Origin of the sequence: Streptococcus sp. FSL E2-3494, assembly GCF_038007085.1 — a bacterium.
Taxonomy (GTDB): Bacteria; Bacillota; Bacilli; order Lactobacillales; family Streptococcaceae; genus Streptococcus; species Streptococcus thermophilus.
On record NZ_JBBOWN010000001.1, the window covers coordinates 737,251 to 751,300 of the forward strand.

Annotated in this window: 12 protein-coding genes and 2 tRNA genes; all 14 read left to right on the forward strand. The window is 41.3% G+C overall.

The genetic code is table 11. The annotated features are described in order from the left end of the window. The first annotated feature begins 4 nt into the window (after positions 1-4). The 14 genes from ftsY to NST05_RS03990 all read left to right on the forward strand — a co-directional run bounded on the left by ftsY (position 5) and on the right by NST05_RS03990 (position 13,901). On the forward strand, positions 5-1,396 hold the full coding sequence (gene ftsY / locus NST05_RS03925; protein WP_084828979.1) for a signal recognition particle-docking protein FtsY: 1,392 nt from the start codon (positions 5-7) through the stop codon (positions 1,394-1,396). A 232-nt stretch (positions 1,397-1,628) separates the two neighbouring features. Then, a complete protein-coding gene (gene gmk, locus NST05_RS03930) occupies positions 1,629-2,258 on the forward strand; it encodes a guanylate kinase (protein ID WP_002951416.1) in 630 nt (209 codons plus the stop codon). A gap of 21 nt (positions 2,259-2,279) precedes the next feature. Beyond that, the gene (gene rpoZ / locus NST05_RS03935) at positions 2,280-2,594 is read left to right on the forward strand and encodes a DNA-directed RNA polymerase subunit omega (RefSeq protein WP_084828978.1); all 315 of its coding nucleotides are present in this window, start codon (positions 2,280-2,282) and stop codon (positions 2,592-2,594) included. Between the two features lie 142 nt (positions 2,595-2,736). After that, positions 2,737-5,133, forward strand: a complete 2,397-nt coding sequence (locus tag NST05_RS03940; protein WP_084828977.1) for a primosomal protein N' — start codon at positions 2,737-2,739, stop codon at positions 5,131-5,133. Between the two features lie 17 nt (positions 5,134-5,150). Continuing rightward, on the forward strand, positions 5,151-6,086 hold the full coding sequence (gene fmt, locus NST05_RS03945) for a methionyl-tRNA formyltransferase (RefSeq protein ID WP_084828976.1): 936 nt from the start codon (positions 5,151-5,153) through the stop codon (positions 6,084-6,086). Then, positions 6,076-7,398, forward strand: a complete 1,323-nt coding sequence (rsmB, locus tag NST05_RS03950; RefSeq protein ID WP_084829228.1) for a 16S rRNA (cytosine(967)-C(5))-methyltransferase RsmB — start codon at positions 6,076-6,078, stop codon at positions 7,396-7,398. The genes fmt and rsmB overlap by 11 nt, the downstream gene beginning before the upstream one ends. Positions 7,399-7,441: 43 nt before the next feature. Beyond that, positions 7,442-8,179 (forward strand): Stp1/IreP family PP2C-type Ser/Thr phosphatase, encoded by a 738-nt coding sequence (locus NST05_RS03955; protein ID WP_014727615.1) that lies wholly within the window; start codon positions 7,442-7,444, stop codon positions 8,177-8,179. Continuing rightward, positions 8,179-10,050, forward strand: coding sequence for a Stk1 family PASTA domain-containing Ser/Thr kinase (pknB, locus tag NST05_RS03960; RefSeq protein WP_084826071.1), 1,872 nt, complete (start codon positions 8,179-8,181; stop codon positions 10,048-10,050). The genes NST05_RS03955 and pknB overlap by 1 nt, the downstream gene beginning before the upstream one ends. Before the next feature lie 634 nt (positions 10,051-10,684). Next, positions 10,685-10,852, forward strand: coding sequence for a potassium channel family protein (locus tag NST05_RS03965; RefSeq protein ID WP_014727613.1), 168 nt, complete (start codon positions 10,685-10,687; stop codon positions 10,850-10,852). Between the two features lie 254 nt (positions 10,853-11,106). Continuing rightward, entirely contained in the window at positions 11,107-11,805 is a 699-nt protein-coding gene (liaF, locus tag NST05_RS03970) for a cell wall-active antibiotics response protein LiaF (RefSeq protein WP_014621793.1), read from the forward strand. Next, complete coding sequence (locus tag NST05_RS03975) at positions 11,802-12,812, forward strand: sensor histidine kinase (RefSeq protein WP_014621792.1); 1,011 nt, start codon at positions 11,802-11,804, stop codon at positions 12,810-12,812. Before liaF ends, NST05_RS03975 begins: the two co-directional genes overlap by 4 nt. Continuing rightward, positions 12,802-13,446 (forward strand): response regulator transcription factor, encoded by a 645-nt coding sequence (locus NST05_RS03980; RefSeq protein WP_002951384.1) that lies wholly within the window; start codon positions 12,802-12,804, stop codon positions 13,444-13,446. The genes NST05_RS03975 and NST05_RS03980 overlap by 11 nt, the downstream gene beginning before the upstream one ends. 282 nt (positions 13,447-13,728) lie before the next feature. Next, positions 13,729-13,800: transfer RNA gene (locus NST05_RS03985), tRNA-Gln, on the forward strand. 29 nt (positions 13,801-13,829) lie between these two features. After that, a tRNA-Glu gene (locus tag NST05_RS03990) sits at positions 13,830-13,901 on the forward strand. Positions 13,902-14,050: the final 149 nt, after the last annotated feature.

Below are 14,050 nucleotides of genomic sequence, written 5' to 3' on the forward strand. Positions count from 1 at the left end.
CCAGATGGGTCTATTTGATCGATTATTTGGACAAGAGAAAACCGATTCACAGGAAACTCTTGCTAATAAAGAGCTTACAGAGGTGATTTCAGAAACGGATTCTATTGCTGATCAAGATTTGTCATCAAGTGAATTAACAACTGGAAATCAAGCAGGACAGTTTAGCAAGACTGATACTCAAGTAGAAGAAGATTTATCCACAGAATCTGTTGTGACAGATGAAAGTGAAGAGGCACTTACTGAAGAACTTTCTGTGGATAATCAGCCCTCAAGCGAATCAGAAATAGCTTCAGAATCAGTCGATAGTCAAGCAACTGTGGATAGCCACTTTGCGGATGTCATGGCTGATTACTATGCTAAGAAGGCTCAAGTAGCTGCAGCTGCGGAAAAAGGTGAGACAGTTACTTTTGAAGCGGTCCAAACCCGTAAGGTTGAGGAAACAGCTACAGAATTACCTGATTCCAAGACTGAAACAGAGCAAGAAAAGTATAATCGTACGCTTAAGAAGACGCGTACTGGTTTTGCTGCTCGCTTGAATGAATTCTTCGCTAATTTTCGTCGTGTTGATGAAGAGTTTTTCGAACAATTGGAAGAAATACTGATTCTCTCTGACGTTGGGGTCAATGTTGCGACGCAATTAACGGAAGACTTGCGCTATGAAGCTCGACTTGAGAATGTCAAAAAGACTGAGGATTTGCAACGCTTGATTATTGAAAAACTTGTGGATATCTACGAGAAGGAAGATGTTTACGAGGAGCAGATTAATTTCCAAGATGGTTTGACAGTTATACTTTTTGTTGGTGTTAATGGGGTTGGTAAAACGACTTCTATTGGTAAGTTGGCAAATAAATACAAACAAGAAGGCAAAAATGTCATGCTAGTTGCTGCTGATACTTTCCGTGCGGGAGCTGTTGCTCAATTGGTCGAGTGGGGACGTCGTGTTGATGTGCCTGTAGTGACTGGTGCTGAAAAGGCCGACCCTGCTTCCGTGGTTTTTGATGGTATGGAGAAGGCTCTTGCTGAAGGTGTTGATGTTCTTATGATTGATACTGCGGGACGTTTACAAAACAAAGACAACCTTATGGCAGAGCTTGAAAAAATTGGCCGTATTATCAAGCGTGTGGTGCCAGAAGCACCCCATGAAACCCTCTTGGCTTTGGATGCTTCAACAGGTCAAAATGCACTTAATCAGGCTAAGGAATTTTCAAAAATCACACCTCTTACGGGTCTTGTTTTAACCAAGTTGGATGGTAGTGCCAAGGGTGGTGTGGTTCTAGCCATTCGCCAAGAGTTGGATATCCCAGTTAAGTTGATTGGTTTCGGTGAGAAGATTGATGATATTGGCGAGTTCCATTCAGAAGAATTCATGCAAAGTCTCTTGACTGGACTGGTTTAAAAAGATATTTAAAAAGAGTGAATACTGGGAAAAGGTATTCACTCTTTTTAATAGTGTCCTCACCTTGAAAAAAGTCGCTTTTATTGATAGAATGGTAAGAGAATAAGGCTGCTTTGAAAAGTGAGCTGTAACTTAATCACTGAACAACCCCTAAACCATAAAAAGAGATGATTTACTTCTCTTTTTAAGGTGAGTCATAATAAGAATTTTAATCTTAGTTTAAGGAGAAGACATGTCTGAACGTGGACTTTTAATTGTTTTTTCAGGGCCTTCTGGTGTCGGAAAAGGAACTGTTCGTCAGGAGATTTTTTCAAAACCTGACCACAAATTTGAATACTCAGTATCAATGACCACACGTGCTCAACGTCCTGGTGAAGTTGATGGGAAGGATTATTTCTTCCGTTCGCGTGAGGAATTCGAAGAGCTTATTCGTAATGGTCAAATGCTGGAATATGCTGAGTATGTAGGCAACTACTACGGAACACCTTTGGCCTATGTCAATGAAACCTTGGATAAGGGAATTGATGTTTTCCTTGAAATCGAGGTTCAAGGAGCCCTACAGGTTAAGAAAAAGGTTCCAGATGCTGTCTTTATCTTTTTGACACCACCAGATTTGAACGAACTTGAAGAACGTTTAGTTGGCCGTGGGACAGACTCTGAAGAAGTTATTGCTCAACGTATTGAACGTGCGCGTGAAGAGATTGCTCTCATGAGCGAATACGATTATACCATTGTCAATGACGAGGTGCCTTTGGCTGCCGAGCGTGTAAAGCGTGTTATTGAAGCGGAACACTTCCGAGTTGAACGTGTGATTGGCCACTATCGTAATATGATTTCAGATAAGAGATTATCAGATAAATAAATTAGAAATAGGTATAGAATTATGATGTTGAAACCCTCTATTGATAAACTTTTGGATAAAGTGCCTTCAAGATATTCATTAGTTATTTTGCAAGCAAAACGTGCCCGTGAATTGGCAGCTGGTGCTGAACCTACTCAAGAATTTTCGTCTGTAAAATATACGCTTCAAGCCCTTGAAGAAATTGAATCTGGTAATGTCATTATTCACCCAAATCCAGAAGCTAAACGTAAATTGGCACGTTTGAAAGTTATCAAAGCGCGTCTTGCTGCTGAGGAAGAAGAACGTAAAATCAAAGAACAAATCGCTAAAGAAAAAGAAGAGGGAGATAAAATCTAAAATCAAAGTCTTGCTTTGGTTTACGAGGATAAGAGGAGCTGAGGCATAGTGTCTCAGCTTCCTTCTTTATGATGCATATCACTTAGTTCAGGATTTCTGGAGTTTAGGAAATCGCTGGACCAAAGGTGAAGAGAGGAGATATATGGTTTTAGTTGCACAAATAATTGTAGATGTTCCTCTAATGCAGACGGACAGGCCTTATGGTTACCTTGTACCAGAATCCATGCAGGGGCAAATTGCCATCGGTATGAGGATTCATGTGCCTTTTGGTAAAGGAAATCGTCTCTTGCAAGGGTTTGTTATTGGCTTTGGAGAGCAAGAAAATGTAAGAAATCTGCCAGACTTGAAGCCAATTGCGGAACTTTTGGATTATGAACCAGTCCTTAATCAGGATCAGCTGGATTTGGCTGACCAAATGCGACACACGGTTTTTTCCTATAAGATTTCCATCTTGAAGTCTATGCTTCCGGGTCTCCTTAATTCACAGTATGACAAAGTTATCATGGCAACTGATAAACTGAGCGAAGAGGAGAGGGACATTTTTCTTCAGGGGCGAGACCATATTCTCTTCTCTCAATTGTCGAAAAAACAAGGTCAAGCCATTCCGCGTTTGGTGGGATCTGGTCGCGTAACGGTTGATTACATTGCTAGGGATAAACAAAATATAAAAACGGAGAAACATTATAGTGTTCAAAGAGGTATTTTAGAGACTTTGGATATTTCGCAACGAGCCAAGAAGCGGCTGGAGTTGCGGGACTTCTTGTTAGAAAAGAATGAGCCTGGAAAGTTAGTAGACCTGCATAAACTTTTTTCTCGAGATGTGGTGAAGTTTTTCATTGAGGCTGGAGCTCTAGCCATCACTGAAGTTGAGGTCAATCGTGCTGATAGCTACTTTGAAAAGGTAGAGAAGACGGATTTTCTAGAGCTTAATGCTCAGCAAGCACATGCTGTTGAAGTAATGACAGGTCAGATTGGTCATGGTGGGAAGCCGTTCTTGTTGGAAGGAGTGACGGGGTCAGGTAAGACTGAGGTTTACTTGCATCTTATTGAGAGAACCTTGGCTATGGGAAAAACTGCCATTGTCTTGGTTCCAGAAATTTCTCTGACGCCACAAATGACCAATCGTTTCATCTCCCGTTTTGGTGACTTGGTAGCAATCATGCATTCAGGCTTGTCAGATGGTGAAAAATTTGACGAGTGGCGTAAGGTTAGGTCTGGTCAAGCAAAGGTCGTTGTAGGAGCACGTTCTGCTATCTTTGCTCCCTTGGACAATATTGGAGCAATCATTATCGATGAGGAGCACGAGGCGACCTATAAGCAGGAATCCAATCCTCGCTATCATGCTAGAGATGTGGCCTTGCTTAGGTCCAAAAGCCATGGCGCTATTCTTGTACTTGGTTCAGCCACGCCTTCTATTGAGTCGCGAGCGAGGGCTCAGAAAGGGGTCTACCATTTTTTTGAATTGACGGAGAGGGCCAATCCTAGTGCTAAAATTCCGCAGGTTGAAGTGGTGGACTTTAAGGACTTTGTCGGTAGACAAGAGGCGAGTGATTTTACGCCACCTCTCTTGGAGAAAATCCGAGAGCGATTGGCACGTAAGGAACAAGTCGTTTTGTTGTTGAATCGTCGTGGGTATTCTTCATTTGTCATGTGTCGTGACTGTGGCTATGTGGATGACTGTCCGAACTGTGATATTTCACTGACTTTGCATATGGATACCAAGACCATGAATTGTCACTACTGTGATTTTCAAAAAGCTATTCCTAATGTCTGTCCTAATTGCCAGAGTCGTCAGATTCGCTATTATGGGACTGGGACACAGAAGGCTTATGATCAATTGACGGAACTTTTTCCAGAAGCCAGAGTGATTCGTATGGATGTTGATACTACACGTAAAAAAGGCGCTCACGAGAAACTTTTAGAGACTTTTGGGAGTGGCAAGGCTGATATTCTGCTAGGCACCCAAATGATTGCCAAGGGCTTGGATTTTCCCAATGTTACCTTGGTAGGGGTCTTAAATGCGGATACGTCGCTAAATTTACCAGATTTTCGTTCGGCTGAGCGCACTTTCCAGCTGTTGACTCAGGTGGCTGGTCGTGCTGGTCGTGCGGACAAGGAAGGGGAGGTTATTATTCAGACCTATAACCCTAGTCATTATGCCATTCGTTTTGCTCAGCAACAGGATTATGAGGGATTCTATGCCTATGAGATGGGGATTCGCCGTCAGTTGGCCTACCCGCCATATTTTTATACGGTAGGGATCACTCTTTCCCACAAGGATGAAGAGTTTGTAGTCCGTAAGAGCTATGATGTCATGGCTTGTTTAAGAGAACATTTGTCGGACAAGGTGACTTTCTTGGGACCAACACCAAAACCTATTGCCCGAACACATAACCTTTATCATTATCAGATTATTATCAAATATCGTTTTGAGGATAGCTTGGAAGAGACGCTTAATAGGATCCTTGATATGACTCAGGAACCTGAAAATAAGGATCTACGTTTGATTATCGATCATGAGCCTCAGAATTTTACCTAATTTAGAAAAGGAAGAATATGACAAAAATAATATTTATGGGAACGCCGGCCTTTTCAGCGACAGTGCTGGAGGGACTTTTGACAGATGAGCGTTACGACATTGTCGCTGTTGTCACACAGCCAGATCGTGCTGTCGGCCGAAAAAAAGAAATTCGCATGACACCAGTTAAGGAATTAGCCTTGGCGCATGAGTTGCCAATCTATCAGCCTGAAAAATTATCAGGCTCTGAAGAAATGGTCCAACTGATATCACTTGGAGCTGATGGTATTGTTACTGCGGCTTATGGTCAATTTTTGCCAAGCAAATTGCTTGATAGCATGGACTTTGCGGTTAATGTTCACGCATCGCTCTTGCCAAAATATCGTGGTGGTGCACCTATCCATTATGCCATCATCAATGGTGATGCAGAAGCTGGTGTGACCATTATGGAAATGGTCAAGGAAATGGACGCTGGTGACATGGTCAGCCAAAAGGCCTTGCCAATTCTGGACCAAGATAATGTCGGTACTATGTTTGAAAAATTGGCAGTTTTGGGTCGTGACCTCTTGCTTGAAACCTTGCCTGCCTACATTGCAGGAGAAATCAAACCCGTTCCTCAAGATGCCAGTCAGGTAACGTTTTCACCAAACATTAGCCCAGAAGAGGAGCGCCTTGATTGGAATAAGTCGGGTCGTGACATTTTCAATCAAATCCGAGGTATGTATCCATGGCCTGTGGCACACACTCTGCTTAATGGCAAACGTTTCAAAATTTATGAGGGAGACTTAGTAGAAGGACAAGGACAGGCTGGTCATATTATCGAAAAAACTAAGAAGAGTTTGGTCGTTGCGACTGGTCAGGGGGCTATTTCGCTTAAGAGTGTTCAGCCTGAAGGTAAACCTCGTATGGCTATTGCTGATTTCCTTAATGGAGTCGGTCGCAATCTTGAAGTAGGTGATGTCTTTGGCCAATGATTGGAAAAAAACAGCCCGTGGACAGGCACTTGAAGTTTTAGAAGAAGTCTTTCAAGAAGGGGCTTACTCAAATATTGCCCTCAATGCACGTCTGAGCAATTCATGTCTAACAGATAAGGACAAGGCCCTGGTAACGGAAATTGTTTATGGAACTGTTGCCCGTAAGATCACTTTGGAATGGATCTTAGCCCATGTCATTGAGGATCGAGATAAACTTGAAGCTTGGGTCTATGACCTATTGCTTTTGAGTCTTTACCAGTTGGCCTACTTGGATAAGATTCCATCCCATGCGGTGGTTAACGATGCCGTTTCTATTGCCAAAAATCGTGGCAATAAAAAAGGAGCTGAGAAGCTGGTGAATGCAGTTCTTCGCAAACTATCTAGCCAGCCATTGCCAGATCCAAGCAAGATTAAACGTGTCAATAAACGCTATTCTGTTCAATATTCCCTACCTGTATGGTTGGTGAAAAAGCTTATTGAGCAGTATGGGGAAGAGCGAGCCCTTGCTATTTTCCAAAGTCTCTTTGTGAGAAACAAGGCCAGTGTCCGTGTGACGGATGTGTCCCATATGGAAGAAATTGCGGAGGCCACTGGAGCTGAGCGTTCAGATTTGTCACCAGTTGGGCTTGTTAAGTCTTCGGGTTATTTTGCTGGGACTGATTATTTTAAAGAGGGGTTATTGACCATTCAGGATGAGACTAGTCAGCTAGTTGCACCAACTTTAGCAATTCAAGGTATGGAAGAAATCCTGGATGCTTGTGCGGCACCCGGAGGTAAGACTGTCCATATGGCATCATACATGACGAGTGGACATGTGACGGCTCTTGACCTTTATGATCATAAGCTTGCTCTTATTAAAGAAAATGCACAACGACTTGGTCTGGCTGATAAGGTTAAAACTCAGAAACTAGATGCTCGTCAGGTGCATCAAGTCTTTCCGACTGCTAGTTTTGACAAGATTCTAGTGGATGCTCCTTGCTCAGGGATCGGTCTCATTCGTCGAAAACCAGACATAAAATACAATAAGGATCTCCAAGACTTTAAATCCCTCAAGTCTGAGCAATTGGATATATTATCCAGTGTTTGTCAAACCCTACGAAAAGGTGGTATAATAACCTACAGTACTTGCACCATCATAGCAGAAGAAAATCAAGAGGTAATTCAGGCCTTTCTTGAGAGCCATCCTGATTTTGAGCAAGTTGCCTTGGATCATCCATGCAAGGACATCGTGGTCAATGGCTATTTGGCTATCACCCCCGAACAGTATCTAACTGATGGTTTTTTTATCGCTCAGTTGCGTAAGAAAGTCTAGGGTTACAGAGGAGGAAACACTGACGCAAGTCAGAAAGAAAATTATGGAAATATCATTATTAACGGACATTGGCCAAAAACGGTCAAACAATCAAGATTTTGTTAATAAATTTGTCAACAAGGCTGGTGTTACACTTGTCATTGTTGCAGATGGAATGGGTGGACACCGTGCTGGAAATATTGCCAGTGAGATGTCAGTATCTGACCTTGGTCGTGACTGGATTAATACTGATCATCGTGAGTTGAGCCATATTCGTGATTGGATGATTGCTGCCATCGATGAAGAAAATCGTAAAATCTATGAGCTTGGTCAAAATGAAGAATATAAAGGAATGGGAACGACTATCGAGGTTCTTGCCTTAGTTGATAATGCTGTGATTTTCGCTCATGTTGGGGATTCACGTATTGCCCTTATCCGTAATGGTGAGTATAAGCAATTAACGAGCGATCACTCCTTGGTCAATGCTCTTATCAAGGCTGGTCAGTTGACAGAAGAAGAAGCTGCAGTTCACCCACAGCGTAATATTATTACGCAATCTATAGGGCAAGCTGCTCCAGTTGAAGCAGATCTTGGTGTTCAACAATTGGAACCGGGAGATTATATTTTGGTCAATTCAGATGGATTGACTAATATGATTTCAATTGAACAGATTATTCATATTGTTAACAGTCCTGGTCTTGTCGAAGAAAAAGCCAGTCGTTTAGTTGCTGCTGCCAATGAAGCCGGTGGTCATGATAATATTACAGTTGCTCTCATCGAAGTAGAAAGTGAGGAAGGATAATGATCCAAGTTGGCAAATTGTTTGCTGGACGTTACCGAATCCTTAAATCTATCGGACGTGGTGGTATGGCGGATGTTTATCTGGCTAACGACCTGATTCTGGATAATGAAAGTGTAGCTATTAAGGTGCTACGTACCAATTATCAAACTGATCAGGTTGCTGTGGCGCGTTTCCAGCGTGAAGCACGTGCCATGACTGAGCTTAGCCATCCGAATATCGTTGCGATTAGAGATATTGGTGAAGAAGACGGTCAGCAGTTCTTGGTGATGGAGTATGTGGATGGTTCGGACTTGAAGAAATTCATTCAAGACCATGCACCATTGTCTAACCAAGATGTTGTGCGTATTATGGGGGAAGTCCTTTCCGCCATGACTCTTGCCCACCAAAAGGGTATTATTCACCGTGACCTTAAGCCACAGAACGTTCTATTAACTAAGGATGGTAGAGCTAAGGTTACAGACTTTGGTATCGCAGTAGCATTTGCTGAAACCAGCCTGACACAAACTAACTCAATGTTGGGGTCAGTCCATTATTTGTCACCAGAACAGGCACGTGGTTCTAAAGCCACTATCCAAAGTGATATCTATGCTATGGGGATTATGCTCTTTGAAATGTTGACAGGGCATATCCCTTTTGATGGCGATAGTGCAGTAACCATTGCACTTCAACATTTCCAAAAGCCCCTGCCATCGATTTTGGCTGAGAACCGTAACGTTCCTCAAGCTTTAGAAAATGTTGTTATTAGAGCAACTGCTAAAAAGCTTGAAAATCGTTACAACAGCACTTTGGAAATGAGTCGCGACCTAGCAACTAGTTTGCATCCTAGTCATAGTCGTGATTCTAAGGTAGTTTTTGATGACATGACGGATACTAAGACCCTGCCAAAGGTCGATTCAGTTCCATCAGTAGGTCCTGAGAAAAAGATTTCTCCTAAACCATCAGAGCCTACACCGGCTCCAAGCAAACAACCGAGGGAAAAAGCTTCTCTATCTAAAAAAAAGAAAAATCTCTTTTTAACTCTACTCAAGGTTTTACTAGGCTTCGTCTTTATAGGAATTATCATTTTTGCCTATCTTGTTTTTACCAATCCTGACAATGTCCAAGTACCAAATGTTGTAGGTCAAGAGTTGTCAACAGCTCAGACGAAACTTGAAAGTGCAGGCTTTAAGGTTGGCGATGTTAAAGAAGTCGAAAATGATTCAGTCAATAAGGGCAAAGTTATCAAGACCGACCCTACAGCTGGGACAATGCGTAAAGAGGGAGCAAGCATTGATGTCTATGTTTCTTCTGGTAGCAAAGGTTTCACTCTGAAAAACTACAAGGGGAAAAATTATAAGGATGCCATTGAGGATTTAACCTCGAATTATGGGGTTTCCGAGGATCAGATCGATATTCAACATGTCGAAGACGATAATGCTAAAGAAGGCGAAATTCTATCTCAAAGTCCGGAGAAAAACAAGTCCTTCAATCCTAAAGATAGTAAGGCAAAAATCAAGTTTCGTGTGGCAACTCCTAAGACTATAACTATGCCTGATGTGACTGGTTTAACTGTCTCGACAGCAGTCCAAACCTTGAATAGTAAAGACATTTCAAGTAGCAGTATTGAGTATCATGACTATAATACTGGTGTTAAGTTGGATAAGAGTAAGGTACCTAGTAATACAGAGGTCCTTTATCAAGATCCTCAAGTTGGTACTGCTGTTGATGGCACAGTGATTCTCTATGTTTCAGTCGTAACTAAGAGTTCAAGTATTCAACAGTCAAGCTCAGCAAGTACGACACAATCGCCGTCATCTACAAGTTCTAGTTCTGAAAGTAGTACAGCTTCTAGTACCGAAACAGCTACAGAAGCTACTCACACAGAGCAATAATGAGTTTGAAAATTTTAGATATAAGAAAAAGAGAGGCTTTCTGACTCTCTTTTTGATTCAATTGCTTGGGGATTTTAAAGTGGCTGCTTGTCAGGAATGGCAGATTCTTTTATAATGAACGCGTCATATAGAGGAGAGGCGTAATGAGAAACCGTAGAAAACTGAAAAAGGTATATTATTAGCTACGATATTGTCATGACGGTTCTAGCCCTTCTTTTCATAGGGAGAGTAATTTTTTGATTTGGTTGGGTTGATTACTATTGGGAGACATTCTTTTCTATTTATTAATCAGACCATTACCCTTAAATTTGCTTTAGATTATACTATTCGTTTTTCCTTGGCACTTCGGGAGCGGATTTTTGTTAAAACGCATGTGTTGGACTTGTTGACCATCATTTCTTAAAATGTAGTATTCACCTTCCTTTGTTTTTCAAGGCTGGAACGCTTTGATCGTTTGGAAAAAATCTCACGTTGAATTGGTCTAAGTAGTAAGTTTAAGCATAATTCAAATCGTATTAATCGTAGAAATGGTTTTCACTTTTTGTTTTCGGCTAATAGTATTATCATCCTTATCAGTAGTAGTATTATTGCCCGTGTGGAGCATCATAATTTTATAGATGATATTTGGTGATCTGTGGCAACAGTTACCACAGTAGGTTACGGGGATATTGTCCCTAAAAACCTCGTAGGTAAGGCAGTTGCTGTTGTGCTCATGTTTAGTGGAATTGCTACTCTGGGGTTGTTGACAGCTCTCTTAATAATATTTTTGTGCGTTCAGGTCGCTAAACTGAACGAAAAATAGCTGAGCTTGAGAAGGAGTTGGCTGAACAACGTGTCATTCTTGAGGAAATCAGAAGTACGGTGCTTGCTATGAGTAGGAAAATGAATAAGAACGACGACTAGGTTTTCTGTAGATTAAAGATTGTGCTTCCTATGATGGGGGTGCTTTTTTGTCGCTATCTCGTATAGCCAGTAATCTCTCGAAATAGTCCTCTTTGTCAATTAGTCCAAAATTTGATAGAATGAACCCTGTATACTTTTATTTGAGAGGTCCTTATGACCAAATTTAATTTTTTCTTAGTGGTGGAGGCTCTTCTTTTAACTCTAGGCTTAATCACCATCTTTAATAATGATATTATCCGTTTTATTTTCATACTGGTTTTAACCTCGTTGGCCGTTCGCTTTTTTAACAAGGAGTCCAAGAGCGACTTTGTCTTGACGATCTGCTTGATTTCACTTTTTTTGGTTTCCATGTGGAATATCTATGTGGTTCTTGCTATCTTAGTGGGTGTGGCCTATGTCATGATTAATCATTTTTCACAGGTCAAGAAAAAGAATCGCTACGCTCTCATTCAATTTAAGGAAGATGACTTGAATCCACAGGCTGTGCGAAATCAGTGGATTGGAACTCGTATGGAACCCGTCAGTGATCGCTATGACTTTGATGATATTAATATTATCCGTTTCTTTGGGACAGATGTAATTGATTTGACCCAGGTTATCGTTTCAGGTCGAGAAAATGTCGTCATTTTACAGAAACTTTATGGACCAACGACAATCTTGGTACCAATTGATATTTCCGTTAAGTTGAATATATCAGCTATCTATAGCTCTGTGACCTTCTTTGATGAAGATGAATACGACCTCCGTTACGAAAGCTTGACCTTACAGGGGGCAGAGTATGAGCATGCCCATCGAACGCTTAAATTGATTCTCAATGTGGGAGCTGGACCAGTGGAGGTACGTCGTAAATGAAGAAACAGTACCTATTTTTAATCCTAACTTATTCAGTTGTTGTTTTAATTGGGGTTACCCTTGTGGTTATGGATAGCTTTAACCTCAACTTTTCACTGGTTTTCGGTAGTATCTCTCAGGTATTTCACTTCCTTTTTAACATGTTTTTTGTGGTTCTGAGTTTGCTCATTTTGCTGTATATTCTTTGGGCCATTGCAAATGATAATAGTATGCGTTCGGTCAATCAAGACTTGCGTCGTATTATCAATAACCAACCTGTCAAACGTCAGGGAGATAGTGAGTTGGACAAGAATATGATGCGTCTATCTCATAAAATGCGTAAATTGACCAAGGATCTGCAAAAAACGGAAAATGCTCAGGCTTTGAAAAGTCGTGATATTATTAAGAAAGAGCGAGGTCGCATTGCTCGAGATCTTCACGATACCGTTAGCCAGGAGCTTTTTGCGGCTAGTATGATTCTATCTGGTGTTTCTCAGATGGTGGACCAGCTAAGTAAGGAAGATTTACATCATCAGATTCAGGCAGTCGAGGCCTTGCTGACTGATGCTCAAAATGATATGCGTGTCTTGCTTTTGCACCTTCGTCCGACAGAACTTGAGAACAAGACTTTACAGGAAGGCTTGCAGATGATTCTTAAAGAATTAACTGATAAATCCAATATCCGTGTTGTCTATAAGGATATGGTTAAGAAAGTGCCTAAGCGTATTGAAGATAATCTCTTTAGGATTGCCCAAGAGTTTATCTCTAATACCCTTAAGCACGCCAAGGCCAGCCAAATAGAGGTCTACCTCTATCAAAATAGTCAGGAAATTCAGTTAAAAATGCTAGATAATGGTGTTGGTTTTGATTTGAATGCCTCGACTGACGAGATGAGATATGGACTAAAAAATATCCAAGAGCGTGTTGATGAAATGGCGGGAACTGTGCAGTTCCTATCAGCTAAAGGTAAAGGGACGTCTATTGATGTTCGTGTGCCAGTATTAAGAGGAGAAGACAATGTCGAATAAGATTAATGTAATTTTGGTAGATGACCATGAAATGGTTCGTTTAGGCCTTAAGAGTTTCTTGAATCTCCAAGGAGATGTAGAAGTGGTTGGAGAGGCAGAAAACGGCCGTGAGGGTGTCGATCTTGCCCTGGAGCTACGACCAGATGTCGTTGTTATGGACCTTGTTATGCCTGAGCTAGATGGCGTTCAGGCGACTTTGGAATTGCTCAAAGAATGGCCTGAAGCTAAGATTCTAGTTTTGACCAGCTATTTGGATAATGAAAAAATTTATCCAGTCATTGAAGCTGGCGCCAAAGGCTATATGCTTAAAACGAGCAGTGCAGCAGAGATTCTAAATAGTATCCGTAAGGTTTACCGTGGAGAGGAAGCTATCGAAACTGAGGTAGACAATAAGATTAAATACCACGATAGTCACCCGAACTTACATGATGACTTGACCGCGCGCGAACGTGATATCTTAGCCCTCCTAGCTAAAGGCTATGACAATCAAACCATTGCTAACGAACTTTTTATTTCTTTAAAAACCGTCAAGACTCATGTGTCTAATATCCTTGGGAAATTAAATGTTGATGACCGTACTCAGGCTGTAGTTTATGCCTTTAGACATCATCTGGTTTCACAGGATGATGAATAAATCTATTTTAGGAGTTGGAAAAGGTTAATTATGGCTGTGCAAATTATCTCTTATTTTACGAGTCAAAGTGTTTGACTTTATTTCTAGCAACATATATAATTAGTCTGTCCTAAAACTTTTTTTCATATGAGGTTTCTTCAACCTCGAATCATCATCTAAGGTCACTTATATGATAAAATCTCCTAACTCCTAGCAATCGGTTATGCCGATTGTTTTTTTGAAAAAAAGTTAAGAAAGGTATTGACAGCCTCCTGATTTTTCTGTAGAATAATAAGAGTCTTTTGGGGTATAGCCAAGCGGTAAGGCAAGGGACTTTGACTCCCTCATGCGTTGGTTCGAATCCAGCTACCCCAGTTCTATCTGAGGGTAGAGATACAGATTATGGTCCGTTGGTCAAGGGGTTAAGACACCGCCTTTTCACGGCGGTAACACGGGTTCGAATCCCGTACGGACTATAAGCTCCAGCTAGAGAAAGCTGGTTTTTTTGTGTGCTTTTTGATAAAATAGAGGGGTTGAATGGTCTAATCCAGACATTTTATATCGCTTTGAAATGAAGAATAATAAAAATCTAACCTGGTTTAAAATGTGCGTTTTGAGATAGCCG

What these genes read in the sequence shown, in the direction of transcription:
- ftsY (WP_084828979.1), top strand. Translation starts at nt 5, where the DNA reads ATGGGTCTATTTGATCGATTATTTGGACAAGAGAAAACCGATTCACAG.
- gmk (WP_002951416.1), top strand. Translation starts at nt 1,629, where the DNA reads ATGTCTGAACGTGGACTTTTAATTGTTTTTTCAGGGCCTTCTGGTGTC.
- rpoZ (WP_084828978.1), top strand. Translation starts at nt 2,280, where the DNA reads ATGATGTTGAAACCCTCTATTGATAAACTTTTGGATAAAGTGCCTTCA.
- NST05_RS03940 (WP_084828977.1), top strand. Translation starts at nt 2,737, where the DNA reads ATGGTTTTAGTTGCACAAATAATTGTAGATGTTCCTCTAATGCAGACG.
- fmt (WP_084828976.1), top strand. Translation starts at nt 5,151, where the DNA reads ATGACAAAAATAATATTTATGGGAACGCCGGCCTTTTCAGCGACAGTG.
- NST05_RS03955 (WP_014727615.1), top strand. Translation starts at nt 7,442, where the DNA reads ATGGAAATATCATTATTAACGGACATTGGCCAAAAACGGTCAAACAAT.
- pknB (WP_084826071.1), top strand. Translation starts at nt 8,179, where the DNA reads ATGATCCAAGTTGGCAAATTGTTTGCTGGACGTTACCGAATCCTTAAA.
- liaF (WP_014621793.1), top strand. Translation starts at nt 11,107, where the DNA reads ATGACCAAATTTAATTTTTTCTTAGTGGTGGAGGCTCTTCTTTTAACT.
- NST05_RS03975 (WP_014621792.1), top strand. Translation starts at nt 11,802, where the DNA reads ATGAAGAAACAGTACCTATTTTTAATCCTAACTTATTCAGTTGTTGTT.
- NST05_RS03980 (WP_002951384.1), top strand. Translation starts at nt 12,802, where the DNA reads ATGTCGAATAAGATTAATGTAATTTTGGTAGATGACCATGAAATGGTT.